Raw genomic sequence first — 16,606 nt, forward strand, 5'->3', positions numbered from 1 at the left:
CCCCATGCCCTGCTCGAACCCGCCCGAAGGCAGGCCAGGCCATGGTTGAACGCTATGTGATGTCCATCGACCAGGGCACCATGTCCACCCGGTGCATCCTCTTCGACCACCAGGGACGGCTGGTCTCGGTCGGCCAGCGAGAGCATGAGCAGTACTTCTCCAAGCCCGGCTGGGCCGAGCACGACCCCGCCGAGATCTGGTCCCATCTGCGCCGTGTGGTCGTGCCCCGGGCGCTGGAGGGCGCCGGGATCCGGCCCGAGCAGATCGTGGCCATCGGCATCGCCAATCAGCGCGAGACCACGGTGGTCTGGGACCGGCGCACCGGCGTTCCCGTATGCCACGCCATCACCTGGCAGGACACCCGTACCAGCGGCTATGTCGAGGAGCTGCGGCGGACCACCGGTGACGACTTCTTCCTCGAACGCTGCGGGCTGTCGCCCACGACCTACTTCTCCGCCCCACGGCTGCGCTGGCTGTTCGACCATATCGACGGCTTGCGCGAGCGCGCGGGGCGTGGGGACGTGCTGTTCGGCACGATGGAGAGCTGGCTGATCTGGAACCTCACCGGCGGGCCCGACGGCGGACTGCACCTCACCGACGCCACCAACGCCAGCCGCACCATGCTGATGAACATCCGCAGCCTGACCTGGGACGATGAGCTGCTGGCCTATTTCGATGTGCCCCGGGCGATGCTGCCGGAGATCCGCCCTTCCGCCGAGTGCTACGGCATGGCCCGCACCCTGCTGCCGCAGGTCCCGATCTGCGCCGCACTCGGCGATCAGCAGGCGGCGCTGTTCGGGCAGACGTGTTTCGCCAGCGGCGAGGCGAAGTGCACCTACGGCACCGGAAGCTTCCTCCTGCTCAACACCGGCACCGAACTCGTACGGTCCCGGCACGGGCTGCTGACCACGGTGGGCTACAAAGTGGGCGACGAGCCGACGGTTTACGCGCTGGAGGGCCCGATCGCCGTCACCGGCTCGCTGGTGCAGTGGTTCCGCGACCGGCTAGGCATGATCCACAGCGCCCCCGAGATCGAGACCCTGGCCCGCAGCGTCGAGGACAACGGCGGCTGCTACATCGTCCCCGCCTTCTCCGGGCTTTTCGCCCCGCACTGGCGCAGCGACGCGCGGGGGGTGATCGTCGGGCTCACCTCGTACATCACCAAGGGACATCTGGCCCGGGCCGTGCTGGAGGCCACCGGGTGGCAGACCCGGGAGGTGGTCGACGCCATGAACGCCGACTCGCCCCAGCCGCTGCGGCAGCTGAAGGTCGACGGCGGGATGACGTCGAACAATCTGCTGATGCAGTTCCTGGCCGATGTCCTGGACCTGCCCGTGGTGCGCCCCATGGTCTCTGAAACGGTCTCCCTCGGGGCCGCCTACGCCGCCGGGCTCGCCTCCGGCTACTGGCCCGATCTGGAGGGGCTGCGCCGCAACTGGCACCGCGCGGCCCAATGGATGCCCACGATGGACACCGCGCGGCGGGAGACGGAGTACGAGAACTGGCAGCGGGCGGTCGAGCGGTCGCTGGGCTGGGCCAGGACGTAGCCCGGGGGCCCTTCCCGGGCGGGCCGGGCCGGGCCCCGTCGGGCCCCCGGGGAAGAATCGAGCGCGAGGGGGACGTGTGAGTTCCATGAGGCGGGGTATTCGAGCCAGCCGCGGCTGTTGAAACCAGTCGCTCTGGGACCCAGAAACCCATGAAGACCCAAAACCCGATCCATGGACGGAATCATGACCAGCCCTTCCGATGAAAACGTCTCCGCCACCCAGCAGGCCCTCGGCGAGCTGGCGGCCGACCGGGCGGACGAGTCGGCGCTGAACACCCTTGCCAACAGTGAGGTCCTCCTCCCCTCCGCCGAGAGCGCAGAGGAGACCGACCCCCAGGCCGTGACCCTGCCCGTGTTCCAGCAGGAGGACGGCGCTCAGCTGGTACCGGTCTTCACCACTCCGGCCCGGATGCACCAGGCCCTGCCCCAGATCGAGCGGTACCACCTGGTGCCGCTGGGCGCACTGGCCCAGGGATGGCCCTCCGAGGAGCTCTCCCTGACCATCGACGCGGGTGCCCCGGAGGCCGTCACCCTCTCGGCCACCGGCGTACGGAGCCTGCTCAGCGGCTCCGGTCCGGCCGCCTGACCTTTTTGGCCGCGGCGGCCCGTGCCCCTCTCTCGGCGAATTCCATGGGCACGGGCCGCGGCGATGCCGGAAACCGCGGCCGCCCCTCCCCCGCGATGGCGACGGAGCGCCGTGGGCCGCCCGTCGATTGGTCACCCTCCCGATCCATCGTCTACCGTCCCGTAGACATTCACTCGTTACGGCAAGACACCGGCGGGACGGATCACGTGAGCGCGATCAACATCGGACAGGCCGTGGTTCTCGGCATCGTCGAGGGGGTCACGGAGTTCCTCCCGGTCTCCTCCACCGGTCACCTCAAGATCACTGAGGGGCTGATGGACATCCCGGTGGACGACAAGTCCGTCGTCGCCTTCACCGCGGTGATCCAGGTCGGTGCCATCGCCGCCGTCCTGCTGTACTTCTTCCGCGACATCCGGCGCTTCGCCACCGCATGGGGACGGGGGCTGGTCAACCGCGAGGAGCGGTACCACCACGACTACAAGTTCGCCTGGTGGGTCATCTACGCCACCATCCCCATCGTGGTCGTGGGCCTGGCGGCCAAACCGCTGATCGAAGGCCCGCTCGCCTCCCTGTGGGTGGTGGCCACCTCACTGATCGTGGGCAGCGGGCTGATGTGGCTGGCCGACCGGATGGGCCGCCACAAGCGCGGGGAGGACGACACCAGCGTCAAGGACGCGATGCTGGTCGGCTCCTCGCAGATCCTCGCACTGCTCTTCCCCGGCTTCTCCCGCTCGGGCGCCACGATGGCCACCGGCCTCATGCTCGGCCTGGACCGCCTGGCCGCCACCCGGCTCTCCTTCTTCCTGGGCATTCCGTCGCTGACCGGCGCCGGTCTCTACGAGCTCAAGGACGCCATGGGCGGTGGCGTGGGCACGGTGCCCCTCGCCGTGGGCACGGTGGTGTCCTTCGCCGTGGCCTATGCCTCCATCGCCTGGCTGCTGAAGTTCGTCGCCAAGCATTCGTTCAACGCCTTCGTGATCTACCGGATCGTCATCGGCCTGGTGCTGTTCGGACTGCTCGGCTCGGGCGCCCTCAACGCCTGACGCCGCCGACGGGCGCTCTCACCCGCCGGACGCCGCCCCCCGGACACTCGCCGGATAGTCGGCATAGCCACCCGCCCCTCCGGTGTAGTACGTGCCCGGGTCGCCCGCCGCCAGCTCGTGGTCCAGGGCGAACCGGGCCACGAGATCGGGATTGGCCACGAAGTGCGTGGCGTAGGAGACGGCGTCCGCGAGCCCCGCCTCGATCACGGCGTTCCCGGTCTCCCGGCCGAAGCCGTGGTTGGCGATCAGCGGGCCGTCGAAGAGGCCCCGGTAGCGGGCGAAGGCGTCGTGGCCGGGTGCGGCACCCGGCGCGGCGGGGGCCGGTCCGCGCAGATGCAGATAGGCCACGGGGCGGTCGCTCAGCTCCGCCACGAGCGCGTCGTAGTCGGCCAGCGTCCGCTCATCGGCGGTGAACCGCTCGGCGGTCCAGTACGGCGACAGGCGGACGCCCACCCGGCGGCCGTCCCAGGCCGCGGCCACCGCGTCGACGATCTCCATCAGCAGTCGCCGCCGTCCGGCCGGGTCGTGGCCGTAGGCGTCGTGGCGGCGGTTCAGCCGCGGATTGAGGAACTGCGGGATCAGGAACGAGCCGAGGGCGTGGATCTCGACTCCGTCGAAACCGGCGCGGCGGGCGTTCGCCGCGGCGGCGCCGTACTCCGCGACCGTGTCCCGGATGTCGGTGATCGTCATCTCCCGCGGGGTGACCGTCTCCTTGGGCCCGCCGGGCGTGTAGGAGCGCTCCCGGGGATCGACCGCCGAGGGTCCGGCCGGAAGGGCTCCCCCGAGGTGGTCGGGGTGCGAGGCGGCGCCGGTGTGCCACAGCTGCAGCACGATTCGGCCACCGTGGGCATGGACGGTGTCGGTGACCCGCCGCCACCCGTCGACCTGCTCCTCGCTGTAGACACCGGGGACGTTCGGGAATCCGATGGCCCGCTCGCTGACCCAGGTCCCCTCGGTGATGATCAGCCCGGCCCCGGCCCGCTGGCCGTAGTAGGCCGCGTGCATACCGTTCGGGACCAGCCCCTCGCCCGTGGCCCGGGCCCGGGTCATAGGGGCCATGACCACCCGGTTGGGCAGCCGGAGGTCCCCCAGCTCCGCGGGGCGCAGCAGCGGCTGGTCCAGGGCGGTCGGACAGGTGGTGCTCATGGTGTCTCTCCTCGTCACCTCGGCCTGGTCACCCCGGCCGCGTGGGATACGTCTGAAGAGGTGACGGAGTGCGGCGAGGAAAGGTGACCGATGGACGGGCGGACGCCGGGGGACGGACAGCACCCGCAGGACGGGCTGGCGGAGCGGTTCGAGACGCACCGCGGTCAGCTGAGGGCGGTCGCCTACCGGATGCTCGGCTCGCTCAGCGAGGCGGACGACGCCGTCCAGGAGACCTGGCTGCGGCTCAGCCGCGCCGATGCCGAGGCGGTCGGGAACCTGTCCGGCTGGCTGCGCACGGTCGTCTCCCGGATCTGCCTGGACATGCTGCGCTCCCGTGCCGCGCGCCGGGAGGAACCGGTCGGGCAGGAGCTGCCCGACCTGCCCCGGGAGAGCGGGGACGGCGGCGATCCCGAGGAGGAGGCGGTGCTGGCCGACTCGGTCGGCCGGGCGCTGCTCGTGGTGCTGGACACGCTGGGCCCCGCCGAGCGGATCGCCTTTGTACTGCACGATGTGTTCGCGGTGCCGTTCGACCGGATCGCGCCCATCGTGGAGCGCTCACCGGTCGCGGCGAAGAAGCTCGCCAGCCGCGCCCGCCAGAAGGTGCGGGGCATCGCGGCGGTGCCCCGCACCGAGCTGGACCGGCAGCGGCGCACGGTCGACGCGTTTCTCGCCGCCGCACGAGGCGGCGACATGGAGGCGCTGCTCGCGGTACTGGACCCGGAGGTCGTACGGCGTGCCGACCGCGCCGCCCTGCCCGAGGGGGTGCCGACAGTGGCCCGCGGTGCGCGGGTGGTGGCGGAGGAGACCGCCGGGTTCGCGCCGAGGTCGCGGTTGGCGGAGCCGGCGCTGGTGAACGGGGCGGTGGGGATCGTCGTGGCCCCGCGCGGCCGGCTGCTCCTCGCCCTGACCCTCACCGTCGAGGACGAGCGGATCACCGCGTACGAGGTGATCGCCGACCCCGGGCGGCTGAGCCGTCTCGCATTGGGTCTCCTCGACGACGTACGGCCTCACGTAACCTCGGCCCATGGGTGATGTGCTGCCGTATCTGATCGTCGCCGGGGCGCTCGCCGCGCTCATGTGCTTCCTCGGCTGGGTGGCGGCCCTCGCCCGTCGTCGCGGCGCGACCGGCGCGGCCCTGCGGGCGGCCCTGGCCTCTCATGACGAAGCGTTCCGGGTGACCGCCCATGACTCCCACCACGAGATCCTGGCGCAGGCGGAGCGCAAGGCGCCGATCCTCTCCCCCGACGGGCAGTGGACGCCGAGCCACGCCCTGGCCGGTCCGGGTGGCCGTCGGCCCTCCGGACCACGGGCTTTCCGGACCCGGCGGGGATCGCCGCGCCGGTGGGGCCGCCGGGTGCGGGGGCGCTGAGGGCCCCGGTGAGTCGGCGGGCCCGGCGCGCGGCCACGGGGTAATCGGCGGGGCTGGGGTCTGTCGTCGAAGGGGCGCCCGGCCGCGAGCAGGGGGCACCTCCCAGCGGTGGCCGGGGGAGTCCGGTGCGGTCGATCGCAAGGCGGAGCGTCGCCCTCGTACTGGGCGTACTCGGGTGACGCGACAACGCAGCGAGCTGCCGTGCCAGGCGTCGGGAGCAGGGCGCTCCCTTTGATGACAGACCCTGGGACGCGGCCACGGGGTAGTCGGCTCCGAGGGTGACATCGCGCCAGGCGGCGAAGCCGGTCCTGAGGGAGTCCAGCCTAGCCTGACGATGTCGTAGGCGGCCTTGCCCAGCAACAGCCGCAGCGGGGGCTCCTCCGCCTCCACCGCGCCGATGATGGCCTCGCTCGCCCGGGCCGGGTCCCCTGGCTGGTGACCGTGGGTGGCGAGGGTGCTGTTGCGCCGTGTGCCCGCGCTCTCGGTGTAGTCATCGAGGGTGACGGCGGACTGCCGCGTGGAGGGGCCGGACCAGTTGGTGCGGAAGGCGGGGGGCCCGACGATCGTCACCTTGATGCCCAGCGGGGCCACCTCGGCGGCGAGCGATTCCGAGAGGCCCTCCACGGCGAACTTGGTGGCGTGGTGATAGCCGGTGGCGCCGAAGGCGGCCAGGCCGCCGAGGGAGGAGATGTTCACGACGTGGCCGGCGCGGCGAGCGCGCATGCCCGGCAGCACCGCCCGGGTGACGTCCACCACGCCGAAGACATTGGTGTCGAACAGGGCCCGGACCTCCTCGTCCTCGCCCTCCTCGAGAGCGACGAGGTAGCCGTAGCCCGCGTGGTTGACCAGGACGTCGATGAGGCCGAAGGCGCTTTCCGCCTTCTTGACGGCCTCCGCCACCCGGTCCTTGTCGGTGACGTCGAGGGCCAGGGCCGGCGCGCGGTCCCCGTGCCCGGCGACGACGTCGGTCGCCGGCCGGGGTCGCGGGCGGTGACACCGCGCGGTGGCCGTGGTCGAGGACGGCGGTGGCGAGTGCCCGGCCCAGACCGGTGGAACAGCCGGTGATGAATCAGACGGGCGAGTCGATCACAGTCATGCGGAAGAGTCCTTCGTCGTGGTGCTCGTGGTGCTCGTGGTGCTCGTGGTGTCGTGAGGTGTCTCCACCGCGTCGGCGGCGAGACTGCCCAGCAGGGACAGCGCCTGTTCGGACGGGCTGCCCGGTTCGGCCTGGTAGACGACGAGCTGCTGGCCGGGGGCGCTGTTCACGGTCAGTGCCTCGTACTCCAGCGTCAGCTCCCCGACCAGCCGGTGCCTGAAGCGCTTGGTCTCATGGGTCTTCTGACGGATGTCATGGCGGGCCCACAGCCGCCGGAACGCCTCGCTCTTGAGCGACAGTTCACCGACGACGGCGATCAGTTCGGGGTCCTCCTCGTCGATTCCGGCCGCCGCGCGGAGCCCGGCGACGGTGTTGACCGCCACCCGCTCCCAGTCGGGATAGAACTCCCGCGCGTCCGGGTCGAGGAAGACCAGCCGCATCAGGTCCCGGCTGTGGGTGTGCCCGTCGAACAGGGCCCTGCCCAGGGTGTTGTGGGCCAGTACGGTCAGACAGCGCCCCAGGACGACGGCCGGTGTCCGCGGCCAGCCCTCCATCATCCGCAGCAGGGCCGGGCTCACCCGTTCCCGCCGCGCGGCCGGGCGGCGCCGGCCGGGGGCCGGACGGGCCAGCCGGTGCAGATGGGCGACCGCGTCCACCTCCAGCACCAGGGCCCGGGCCAGCGCCTCGACCACCTGCGCCGAGGGATGCCGCTCCCGGCCCTGCTCCAGCCGGATGTAGTAGTCGGTGCTGACGCCCGTCAGCAGGGCGACCTCCTCCCGGCGCAGACCCGCCACCCGGCGCCGGCCGGCGGGCAGGATGTCCACGTCCTCGGGCCGCACCAGTTCACGGCGGGCGCGCAGAAAGCGCCCCAGAGGGTTCTCGCTGTCCATGAAATCGAGCCTAGACCTGGGAAAGCGGCATCCGGAGCCCGTAAGGTGGCCGCGCTACTCCTAGTCTGGGCCGGGAGGTGCCCGCCCATGGGCGGCGGATCGCACGACCACGGATCGCACGACGACGGATCACGAGACCATGGACCACCGGGCCATGGACCACCGGGCCACGGAGCGCGGGCATTCGGGGCGCGCAGGGTCGACCGGGGGCCGTACGGAGGCGACTGCCCGGTGCGGCAGGGGCCCGACGGGATCTGGCAGGTGTCCGGCTACGAGGAGGCCCGCGCCGTCCTGCGCAGCACGGCCACCGTGCAGGCCGGGCTCGGCATCGAGACGGTGGAGAAGCTGCCGTCCCGGTTCCGGCGGCCGGTGCTCTACCGGGACGGTCCCGAACACCGTGAGGACCGGCGGCAGACCGCCCGGTTCTTCACCCCGCGCCGGGTCGACGAGCACTATCGCGAGGTCATGGTCCGGGTGGCGGAGGCACAGATCGACACCATCCGGGACACCGGCCGGGGCCTGCTCGCCGATGCGGCCTTCCATCTGGCGATCGAGGTGGCCGGCGCCGTGATCGGCCTGACGGAGAGCCGGCCCGGGATCCGGCGGCGGCTGGAGCGCTTCTTCCCCGAGAAGTTCGGCACCCCCGGGCTGACCAGCCCGCACGGGATCCGCTGGCTGCTGCGGCAGAACGCCAACTGGCTGCGGATCTACTGGGGCGATGTCCGCCCGGCCGTACGCGCCCGGCGGCGACGGCGGCGCGACGATCTGATCTCCCATCTGCTGGACGAGGGGTGTTCGGCCGGCGAGGTCCTGGGCGAGTGCATCACCTTCGCCGCCGCGGGCATGGTCACCACCCGGGAGTTCGTCAACGTGGCCGCGTGGCATCTGTTCGGTGATGCCGCCCTGCTGGCTCGGTACCGGGCCGCCGACGAGCCCGGCCGGATCGCGATCCTGCAGGAGATCCTCCGGCTCGAACCGGTCATCGGCCGGCTCCGCCGTCGTACCACCGCACCGCTCCGGCTGCCCGGCGACGGCCAGGATCCGGGCGCGGAGGTGACGGTGCCGGCCGGGGAGCTGGTCGATGTCCTGCTCCACCAGGCCAATCTCGACGGCCGTACGGTGGGCGAGCGGCCGGAGCTGCTCCGCCCGGGGCGCCCGATGGCCGCGGGCGCCGGTGCGCCGGGGCTGTCCTTCGGGGACGGTGCGCACAAATGCCCCGGAGCCGCCATCGCGCTCCTGGAGACGGACGTCCTCCTCTGCCGGCTGTTCGCCCTGCCCGGCATCCGTATGGCGTCCCCGCCCAGGGTCGGCTTCAAAAACGAGATCGCGAGCTATGAGCTGCGCGGTTGCGAGGTCGTGCTCACGGAGCGGACTTGACCGCCACCGGCCCCGCCGACCCCCCGAGCGTCAGGAGGAACCATATGACCGAGTCCCCGGCACCGATCCAGGGCCACTGCGACCCCCGGTTCACCGGAGTGCGGGCCGCCTTCGAGGCGAACTTCCGCGAACGCGACGAGCTGGGCGCCGCGGTGGCCGTGCGGATCGGCTCGGAGACCGTGGTGGATCTGTGGGGCGGCTGGGCCGACGGCGGGCGCACCCGCCCCTGGGAGCGGGACACCCTGGTCAATGTGTGGTCGACCACCAAGGGGCCGACGGCGCTGTGTGCCCATGTACTGGCGGACCGCGGGCTGTTGGACCTGGACGCGCCGGTGGCCGCGTACTGGCCCGAGTTCGCCGCGGCCGGCAAGGGCTCGCTGCCGGTGCGGTATCTCCTCTCGCACCGGGCGGGGCTGGCCGGGTTGCGGGAGTCGCACAGCGTGGCGGAACTGTACGACTGGGAACTGACCACCGCCCGGCTGGCCGCGGCCGAGCCGTGGTGGGAGCCCGGCAGCCGGAGCGGCTATCACGCGCTCACCTACGGCTTCCTGATCGGTGAGGTGGTCCGGCGAGTCAGCGGGCTGCTGCCCGGCGAGTTCCTGCGGCAGGAGGTCACCGGGCCGCTGGGCATCGACTTCACCATCGGCCTTCCGGAGAAGGAGGCCGGCCGGGCCGCCGAGCTGATCGGTCCGCGGGCCGGGCGGCCGGGCGGTGAACAGGCCGCGGTGGGCCCGCGGTTCACGCCCGTCGCCCTGGCGGCGCTGGGCAATCCGGTGGTCGGCGCGGCCGAGGCCAACAGCCGGGAGTGGCGCGAGGCCGAGCTGCCGGCCCTCAACGGCCATGGCACGGCCCGCGCCATCGCCGAGCTGTACGGCATCCTGGCCCGCCGCGGTGTGGCCGACGACCGCCGGATGCTGTCCGCGGAGGCCGCCGAGCGCGCCCGCGAGGGCCAGGGTGCTTGCCGGGACCTGGTCCTGGGCGAGGCTCTCGGCCGGGACACGGAGGTGGCGCTCGGGGTGTGGCTGAGCGGTGCGCACGGCTCGTACGGCCCCAACCCGCGCGCCGTCGGCCATGACGGCTTCGGCGGCTCCTGCGGGCTCGCGGACCCGGAGGCGGAGGTCTCCCTGGGCTATGTGATGAACCGCATGGGCCCGCATATCGTCGACGACCCCCGGAAGATGGCCCTGGTGGAGGCGGTGTACGCGGCACTGTGACCGGCGGGGCGGCCCGGCCGCGGCTGGGCCGCCCCGCCCCACGGGCCACTCGGCCGTGGCTACGCCTCTCGCGAGCGTTTCAGCAGCGCCAGGGAGCAGATGCGGGACACCGCCACCAGCGCCATCTGGTAGATCACGACCGGCACGATCGAGCCGCCGGTCGAGCGCAGCAGCCACTCGCCGACCAGAGGTGCCGTACCGCCGATGAGCGCCGAACACAGCTGGTAGGAGAGGGAGATACCGGTGTAGCGGAAAACTCAGAAATCTTTACTGGCGCGGTCCGGCGCTCAGTCCGTCCAGGGTGAGGTCGAGGAGGCGGTCGGCCTGCTCCCGCTGCTCAGGCTTCCCCGAGGCGAGGGCGATGCCGGTGAGAGCGGCGAACATGTCGGTCGCACTGATGTCGGACCGGATCACACTGGCCGTGACGGCGGCGCCCATCAGCCGCGAGAGAGCGTCCTGGATCAGCTCGTGACTCTGGGCGTACGGATTGACGCCCGACGCGACGACGCCCCGCAACGCGTCCGCCATGCCCAGCTTGGCATTGGCGTAGTCCATGAAGCGGCCCAGCCACGCGCGCATGGCCTCGCGCGGGGGCAGGGCCGCCAGCAGCTCGGGGGCGGCGTCGCAGAGCCGGGCCAGCTCATTGCGGTAGGCGGCCTCGATCAGCAGCTCGCGGGTCGGAAAGTTCCGGTAGAGGGTGCCGGTGCCCACGCCCGCCTCCTTGGCGATGCGCTCGAGGTGGGCGTCCAGCCCTTCCTCGGCGAACACCCGCACCGCGGCGGAGAGGATCTTCTCCCGGTTGCGCTGTGCGTCGGCCCGCAGTGGGCGCCCTGGATCCCTGGTCATCGGCGACTCTCCTCATTCCCATGTTGCTAAGTGGAGGCGCACCCACTTAGTGTGTGTCGAGCGAACTGGAGGCGACTCCGTTTCCCACCGTAGACCATCGCCGCCTCCCCCTCTTACCTGCAATCTCCCTGGAAGGACTCCCCATGATGTCCGGTATCGAAGGCAAGGTCATCGCCATTACGGGCGCGAGCAGCGGCATCGGCGAGGCCACCGCGCTGTTGCTGGCCGAGCGCGGCGCCAAGGTCGTCCTCGCCGCCCGGCGGTCGGACCGCATCGAGGCACTGGCGGCCCGGATCACCGAGGCGGGCGGCGAGGCCGTCGCCGTCGTCACGGATGTGAAGCGGCGCGCGGATCTGTCCCGCCTGGTCGCGACGGCGCGCGAGCGGTACGGAAGGCTGGACGTCCTGGTCAGCAACGCCGGTATCAGCCCCATCTCCGCCCTCGACGACCTGCGCGTCGAGGACTGGGAGGCGATGGTCGACGTCAACATCAAGGGGGTGCTGTACGGCATCGCCGAGGCCCTGCCCGTCTTCCGTGAGCAGGGCTCCGGGCATTTCGTGCACACCCTCTCCACCGCCGGGCTGAGCATCGTCCCGACGATGTCGGTCTACGCCGGCACCAAGAACGCCGTGCGCGCCATCTCCGAAGGGCTGCGCCAGGAGGCCGGCGAGACGCTGCGGGTGACCACCGTCTCGCCGGGGTTCATCCGGACGGAGCTCGCGGGTTCCATCACCGACCCTGACGCGAGGAACGGGATCCAGGCCAGTATGGACAAGATCGCGATCTCCCCGGACGCCATCGCACGCGCCATCGCGTTCGCCATCGAGCAGCCGGCCGGTGTCGACGTCGGCGAGATCGTGGTCCGTCCCACCGCACAGAGCTGAGCCCCACCGGACAGAACTGAGCCCCACCGCACAGAGCTGAGCCCCGTGCCCGACGGTCAACCGCCGGGCGTACGGCCGGTGTCGAGCAGCGCCGCCTGAACGGCCGCGGTGAGCACCACGGCCGCGAGTGTCCATGAGATCCAGTTACCCGGGTCGGGCAGCCACTGCCGTCCGAGCGCGATCGGATAGACGGCCACCGCGTATCCGGCGGGTACGGTACGCGGCACGATCCCCTTACGGGCGGCGCCGAGGAACAACAGCGGCGCCAGCAGCCCGGCGGAGAACACCACGCCCACCACCCACAGCACCCGGTGCCGCTGACCGCCGTACAGAGCGGGCCGCGCGGATGTTCCAGTGGAATATTCGGTCACGATCGCCTTTCTTTCGGTGCGGAGTGCAGACGATTGAGTGCGTGACGTGCGCTCACGGCGCCGATACCGTCCAGATCACGAAGCTGACGCGCGGAGAAACCGGAGAGTAGTTCGAGATTATCGATACCAGCTCTGAGTAATGCATTGGCCAAACGATGTCCGATTCTGTCGTGTCCAAGGGCATCGAAGAGTTCGCCTCCCTCGCAGGAACCGCAGCGTCGTCCGGACTCGCTCGGCGCCTTTTCCCGGACGCCGCACCCACCGCACATATCGATCACCCGGTCATCCCATCGAGCCCTGGACCAGCTCATTTCGACGATGGCCTCGCGAAGCGCGGCGATGCTGTCGGCCGCGGAGGAGGAATGAGTGGCGCCACAGATGTCACATCGAATGGTGATCGAATGGCTCATGTGAGCATGATGGCAGAGCGGCTTCCAACGGGCCTTCCGCGTCATCGCTTTGCGGCCGTTCGGCCACCCATCGAGACATGCGTTTCTCACAGCCGCTTGATGACAAATGCGACTGTTACGCCGCCCGGAGTGGTGAAAGCGTGAGCCATCAGTGGACAGCGAAGTGTCCGGGGGGTCCGCGCGAGCCGTCGTCAGCGGCTTGAATCCCGTCGGTGCGGACGGGGAACACACCAGCGACAATCCGGGATCCGGCCGAGTGCTGTCACCGCGAGCCCCACCGGGCTCTCCTGACCGACAACGGAAACGGCTGGGTGATGAGAGACAACGCCACTGACAGGGGCGCGGACGATACGAGGGGACGCCGTCACCGGCGATGGCGCGTGTCCGCGGCGCTGGGTGTGACGGCGGTGCTGGCAGGCGGCGGGATCGCCGCCCTCCAGGCGGCCGGATCGCCCGCGTCCGATGCCCCGGAGCCCGCGGCCGTCGTCGCCGCGCACTCCGGCCGGCTGACGCCCGGGGAATCGCGCGAGGCGTCCCGCATCGCCGTCGACGCCGCCACCCGGCCCGGGACCGCGCCCACGCGGGGCGGCAAGGAGGCGAAGAAGGGCACCGCTGGCGGGGAGCGGAACGCCGCGGGCGGTTCCGGCGCCGAGCCGCTGGACACCCACCGTGCGCCCCGGGCCAAGTCGGCCTCCTCCGCCCCGGACAGCCGGGCCGAGGTCCAGCTGTACGACTACGCCTCGGACACCCTCATCACCCGGCTGGTCGATCTGCGCTCCAAGAAGGTCCTCGACTCCGCGCGTCAGCACGGCGTCCAGCCGCCTCCCACCCTGGCCGAGGCCCGTGAGGCGGTGAAGGTCGTCCTGGCCGACCCCCGGCTCGGCCCGGGGATGCGCGACTCCTACACCTCGCAGACCGGGAAGCGGCTGACCTCGCCCTCCCAACTGCGCCTCCAGAGCATGTCGTTCCTCGGCTCCCGTGCCAAGGGGGTGGACGGCGCGCGGAAGGTGTCCCGGTGCGGTGAGCACCGGTGTGTGCAGCTCTTCGTGCGCCTTCCGGGTGGCAAGTGGATCGACACCAGCCGGATCGTCATCGATCTGTCGGCCAGGCGCGCCGCCGTCATCGGCCTGTGAGGGGAGCTTTTTCCGTGTCCAGTCTGTTTCGGCGTGCCCGTGTGCTGGTCGCCGTGGTGGGATTGCTGGCCCTGTGGGTGCCGGGCCCGGCGTCCGCCGTACCCGCGAGGGCCTCGGCGGCCCCGTCCTGCCCCGCCGCGGATCGCATCGACACCACCCTGAAGAACGGTGCCCGGTGGCAGATGTGCTGGGACATCGACCGCAACACCGGTGCGGTGCTCAGTGATGTGATCTACACCCCGAACCGCGGCGCCCCCACCCGTGTGCTCAAGAGCGCCTCGCTCGCCGAGGTGCATGTGCCCTACGACAGCGGTCAGCCGCGCTTCTACGACGTCTCCGCGATCGGCTTCGGCGATCTGGAGCAGGGCACACTCACCCGGCTCAGCGCCGTGGACTGCCCCGACGGGCGGCTGCACGACTTCCAGGACACCCCCGTGCTGTGCGCCGAGGAGCAGCCCCGGCCGTTCGCCTACAAGAGCGCGGTGGAGAAGGGCGTTCTGCACGGCACCGATCTGGTCGTCTTCTCGGTCTCCGAGATCGGCTGGTACGACTACATCACCGAATGGCGCTTCTCGGACGACGGTTCCATCACTCCCCGCTCGGGCGCCACCGGGAGCCTCTCGCCGTTCCAGTTCTCCGACGCGAGCAGCGGCTGGCCGACCGGGGTGGGCTCCACCCGGTTCAGCGAGAACCACTCGCACAACATCTTCTGGCGGCTGGACTTCGACGTCGACGGCCAGTCGGCGAACACCGTGGAGCAGTACGACTACCTGGGCAGCGGTACGGCCGAGCGCACCACCAAGCGCACCGTGCTCTCCCATGAGACCGCGGCGGACCTCGCACCCGCCCGATTCTGGCGGGTGGTGAACCCCACGGCCGAGAACTCCGACGGCCACGCCAAGTCCTGGGAGATCGACAACCACCACAGCGATCAGTACCGCGGCCCGCACGAGACCGAGGAATTCACCCACCACGACATGTACTTCACGCAGTACCGGGAGTGCGAGCGGCTGGCTTACGGCAACACCGCCCCGGATTGCGCCACCTCGGTCGACAAGTACACCGGCGACGAGAAGCTCACCGACCCGGTCGCCTGGGTCAGCGTCGACTTCCACCATGTGCCCAGGGACGAGGACCAGGATCCGATGCCCACCCACTGGCAGGGCTTCACCGTCGTGCCCCGGGATGTCACGGCCACGAGCCAGCTGCCATGACCCGGCCCCTGTCGCCCATCCCGTTCCGTCCCCCGGCAAGGAGTGCACCGTGTTACGTCCGACCCCGGCACCGTCCGTCGAGCGGTCGAAGATACGCCGCGTCCTCGAGGACCGCCTGACCGCCCTGGCCCGCGCCCATCAGGTGCCCGGAGTCCAACTCGCCGTGCACAGCGGCGGGATGACGCTCGCCGTGGAGACCGGCGTCCTGGACGTGGAGACCGGCGAGCCGTTCACCGCCGAGGCGGCCGTGCCCATCGGCTCCGTCACCAAGGCGTACACCGCGACCCTGGTGGCGCTCCTGGTGGCGGACGGCGATGTGGAGCTGGACGACCCGCTCGGCGAGCATGTGCCGGAGCTGCGGCGGGCCGGCCCGCCGTGCACGGTGCGCCAGGTGCTCAGCCACACCGCGGGGCTGCCGTCCGGCCCCGACTCGGACCAGGTGGCCTCGGTGACCTCCGCACGCTATCTGCTGGACCACTGCACCGACCGCAGCCTGGTGATGCCCCCGGGCACGGACTTCTCCTACTCCAACGCGGGCTATGTCGCGGCGGGCCGGCTGATCGAGACGGTCACCGGGATGAGCTGGCAGGAGGCCATGCGGTCGGTGCTGCTCGATCCGCTGGGCACCGTGCCGTCCTTCATCGGCACCGCCGCCGCCCCGCACCGGCCCACCGCGCGCGGCCACTCGGCCAACACGGCCACGGGCAGGACGATACCGGTGCGGCAGAACCTCGCCCCCGCCGAGGCCGCGGCCGGTGCGCTGCGGGCCAGTGCGCTCGATCTGGTGGCGCTGGGCCGGGCCCATCTCGGCGACGGCCCACGGGGGGTGCCGCCCCATGAGTTCGCGGAGGAGATGCGCCGCCCCGTGCCCGGCGCCGACCCCGGTGTGCTGGCCGACGGCTGGGGCCTGGGATGGGCGCTCTTCCGGCACGGCGAGACGCTGTGGTTCGGGCACGACGGCAATGCCCAGGGCACCGCCTGCTCGCTGCGGGCCGATCCCGCCACGGGCGTGGTGGTCGGCTTCACCGCCAACGCGGGCAGCGGCACCGAGCTGTGGAACGAGCTGACCGACGTCCTCGGCGAGGTCATCGGCGTCCGGGTGCCCGCCGGTCCCACCCCACGGCACCTGGCCACCCCCATGGCCGTGACCTCGCAGTGCACCGGGATCTATCTCAACGGCGACATCGAGTACCAGGTGACCATAGGCGACGGCGGTGGCCTCGCCCTGTCCGTGGACGGCGACCTCCCCGCGCCGCTGGTCTGCCATGAGGACCTCACCTGCGATCTGGTGGACCCCTCGTCCGGACGCCGGATCCCCGGCGGGCGCTTCGTCCGCGATCCGCGGACCGGCGCCGTCGACCGGATCCAGCTCTCGGGCCGGATGGCCCGTAAGAGCGCCCTGGTCTGAGGCCCCACCGCCCACCCGCACGGCCGTCTCCCCACAGCTCCCCCGGCCGGGCGCGGGCGCCACGGCTCGGCGC

The 16,606-nt window shown here is 71.5% G+C and carries 16 protein-coding genes and 1 pseudogene; 11 read left to right on the forward strand and 6 right to left on the reverse strand.

All coding sequences use genetic code 11. The features are described from left to right. The first annotated feature begins 41 nt into the window (after positions 1–41). The 3 genes from glpK (at position 42) to AS97_RS03270 (ending at position 3,175) form a co-directional block, all read left to right on the forward strand. Positions 42–1,547 (forward strand): glycerol kinase GlpK, encoded by a 1,506-nt coding sequence (glpK, locus tag AS97_RS03260; protein ID WP_210564302.1) that lies wholly within the window; start codon positions 42–44, stop codon positions 1,545–1,547. A gap of 183 nt (positions 1,548–1,730) precedes the next feature. Beyond that, positions 1,731–2,132, forward strand: a complete 402-nt coding sequence (locus tag AS97_RS03265; RefSeq protein ID WP_059148422.1) for an SseB family protein — start codon at positions 1,731–1,733, stop codon at positions 2,130–2,132. Positions 2,133–2,338: 206 nt separating this feature from the next. Further along, positions 2,339–3,175, forward strand: coding sequence for an undecaprenyl-diphosphate phosphatase (locus tag AS97_RS03270; protein ID WP_210564303.1), 837 nt, complete (start codon positions 2,339–2,341; stop codon positions 3,173–3,175). An 18-nt stretch (positions 3,176–3,193) separates the two neighbouring features. On the opposite strand, the gene AS97_RS03275 is transcribed toward AS97_RS03270, so the two are convergent. After that, on the reverse strand, positions 3,194–4,321 hold the full coding sequence (locus AS97_RS03275; protein ID WP_210564304.1) for an alkene reductase: 1,128 nt from the start codon (positions 4,319–4,321) through the stop codon (positions 3,194–3,196). A 90-nt stretch (positions 4,322–4,411) separates the two neighbouring features. Here AS97_RS03275 and AS97_RS03280 point away from each other — a divergent pair, with 90 nt between their 5' ends. Further along, positions 4,412–5,353 (forward strand): sigma-70 family RNA polymerase sigma factor, encoded by a 942-nt coding sequence (locus AS97_RS03280; protein ID WP_125755180.1) that lies wholly within the window; start codon positions 4,412–4,414, stop codon positions 5,351–5,353. Further along, positions 5,346–5,690, forward strand: coding sequence for a hypothetical protein (locus AS97_RS03285; RefSeq protein ID WP_059148344.1), 345 nt, complete (start codon positions 5,346–5,348; stop codon positions 5,688–5,690). Before AS97_RS03280 ends, AS97_RS03285 begins: the two co-directional genes overlap by 8 nt. 387 nt (positions 5,691–6,077) lie before the next feature. Here the strand turns inward: AS97_RS03285 and AS97_RS46825 are convergent. Together AS97_RS46825 and AS97_RS03295 are read right to left on the reverse strand one after the other, a co-directional pair. Continuing rightward, positions 6,078–6,620, reverse strand: a pseudogene (locus tag AS97_RS46825) (SDR family NAD(P)-dependent oxidoreductase); the annotation flags it as partial. A 162-nt stretch (positions 6,621–6,782) separates the two neighbouring features. Then, complete coding sequence (locus AS97_RS03295; RefSeq protein ID WP_086708214.1) at positions 6,783–7,676, reverse strand: helix-turn-helix transcriptional regulator; 894 nt, start codon at positions 7,674–7,676, stop codon at positions 6,783–6,785. Between the two features lie 231 nt (positions 7,677–7,907). Between AS97_RS03295 and AS97_RS03300 the strand changes: the two genes are divergently transcribed. Both AS97_RS03300 and AS97_RS03305 read left to right on the forward strand, forming a co-directional pair. Further along, complete coding sequence (locus tag AS97_RS03300) at positions 7,908–9,053, forward strand: cytochrome P450 (RefSeq protein WP_125755182.1); 1,146 nt, start codon at positions 7,908–7,910, stop codon at positions 9,051–9,053. A gap of 44 nt (positions 9,054–9,097) precedes the next feature. Then, positions 9,098–10,267 carry a serine hydrolase domain-containing protein gene (locus tag AS97_RS03305; protein WP_125755184.1) on the forward strand — a complete coding sequence of 390 codons (1,170 nt, stop codon included), beginning with the start codon at positions 9,098–9,100 and terminating at the stop codon, positions 10,265–10,267. 267 nt (positions 10,268–10,534) lie between these two features. Here the strand turns inward: AS97_RS03305 and AS97_RS03310 are convergent, their stop codons facing one another. Then, a complete protein-coding gene (locus tag AS97_RS03310; protein WP_210564305.1) occupies positions 10,535–11,113 on the reverse strand; it encodes a TetR/AcrR family transcriptional regulator in 579 nt (192 codons plus the stop codon). Positions 11,114–11,259: 146 nt separating this feature from the next. On the opposite strand from AS97_RS03310, the gene AS97_RS03315 reads away from it, so the two are divergent. Then, entirely contained in the window at positions 11,260–11,997 is a 738-nt protein-coding gene (locus tag AS97_RS03315) for an SDR family oxidoreductase (RefSeq protein ID WP_086708230.1), read from the forward strand. 56 nt (positions 11,998–12,053) lie between these two features. On the opposite strand, the gene AS97_RS03320 is transcribed toward AS97_RS03315, so the two are convergent. Together AS97_RS03320 and AS97_RS03325 are read right to left on the reverse strand one after the other, a co-directional pair. Further along, positions 12,054–12,368: a hypothetical protein gene (locus tag AS97_RS03320; RefSeq protein ID WP_059148348.1), complete on the reverse strand. Its 315-nt coding sequence runs from the start codon at positions 12,366–12,368 to the stop codon at positions 12,054–12,056. Then, positions 12,365–12,778 (reverse strand): hypothetical protein, encoded by a 414-nt coding sequence (locus tag AS97_RS03325; protein ID WP_125755186.1) that lies wholly within the window; start codon positions 12,776–12,778, stop codon positions 12,365–12,367. Before AS97_RS03325 ends, AS97_RS03320 begins: the two co-directional genes overlap by 4 nt. A 380-nt stretch (positions 12,779–13,158) precedes the next feature. Here AS97_RS03325 and AS97_RS03330 point away from each other — a divergent pair, with 380 nt between their 5' ends. Genes AS97_RS03330 through AS97_RS03340 form a run of 3 tightly spaced genes read left to right on the forward strand, consistent with a single transcriptional unit; the run spans position 13,159 to position 16,533 of the window. After that, positions 13,159–13,911 carry a hypothetical protein gene (locus tag AS97_RS03330; RefSeq protein WP_059148349.1) on the forward strand — a complete coding sequence of 251 codons (753 nt, stop codon included), beginning with the start codon at positions 13,159–13,161 and terminating at the stop codon, positions 13,909–13,911. A gap of 14 nt (positions 13,912–13,925) precedes the next feature. Further along, a complete protein-coding gene (locus tag AS97_RS03335; protein WP_210564306.1) occupies positions 13,926–15,125 on the forward strand; it encodes a copper amine oxidase in 1,200 nt (399 codons plus the stop codon). A 49-nt stretch (positions 15,126–15,174) separates the two neighbouring features. After that, positions 15,175–16,533, forward strand: coding sequence for a serine hydrolase domain-containing protein (locus AS97_RS03340; protein ID WP_086708205.1), 1,359 nt, complete (start codon positions 15,175–15,177; stop codon positions 16,531–16,533). The last annotated feature ends 73 nt before the right edge of the window (positions 16,534–16,606 follow it).

The sequence above is a fragment of the Streptomyces sp. AgN23 genome (assembly GCF_001598115.1).
Taxonomy (GTDB): domain Bacteria; phylum Actinomycetota; class Actinomycetes; order Streptomycetales; family Streptomycetaceae; genus Streptomyces; species Streptomyces antimycoticus.

What these genes read in the sequence shown, in the direction of transcription:
- AS97_RS03265 (WP_059148422.1), top strand. Translation starts at nt 1,731, where the DNA reads ATGACCAGCCCTTCCGATGAAAACGTCTCCGCCACCCAGCAGGCCCTC.
- glpK (WP_210564302.1), top strand. Translation starts at nt 42, where the DNA reads ATGGTTGAACGCTATGTGATGTCCATCGACCAGGGCACCATGTCCACC.
- AS97_RS03275 (WP_210564304.1), bottom strand. Translation starts at nt 4,321, where the DNA reads ATGAGCACCACCTGTCCGACCGCCCTGGACCAGCCGCTGCTGCGCCCC.
- AS97_RS03325 (WP_125755186.1), bottom strand. Translation starts at nt 12,778, where the DNA reads ATGAGCCATTCGATCACCATTCGATGTGACATCTGTGGCGCCACTCAT.
- AS97_RS03305 (WP_125755184.1), top strand. Translation starts at nt 9,098, where the DNA reads ATGACCGAGTCCCCGGCACCGATCCAGGGCCACTGCGACCCCCGGTTC.
- AS97_RS03315 (WP_086708230.1), top strand. Translation starts at nt 11,260, where the DNA reads ATGTCCGGTATCGAAGGCAAGGTCATCGCCATTACGGGCGCGAGCAGC.
- AS97_RS03285 (WP_059148344.1), top strand. Translation starts at nt 5,346, where the DNA reads ATGGGTGATGTGCTGCCGTATCTGATCGTCGCCGGGGCGCTCGCCGCG.
- AS97_RS03280 (WP_125755180.1), top strand. Translation starts at nt 4,412, where the DNA reads ATGGACGGGCGGACGCCGGGGGACGGACAGCACCCGCAGGACGGGCTG.
- AS97_RS03310 (WP_210564305.1), bottom strand. Translation starts at nt 11,113, where the DNA reads ATGACCAGGGATCCAGGGCGCCCACTGCGGGCCGACGCACAGCGCAAC.
- AS97_RS03295 (WP_086708214.1), bottom strand. Translation starts at nt 7,676, where the DNA reads ATGGACAGCGAGAACCCTCTGGGGCGCTTTCTGCGCGCCCGCCGTGAA.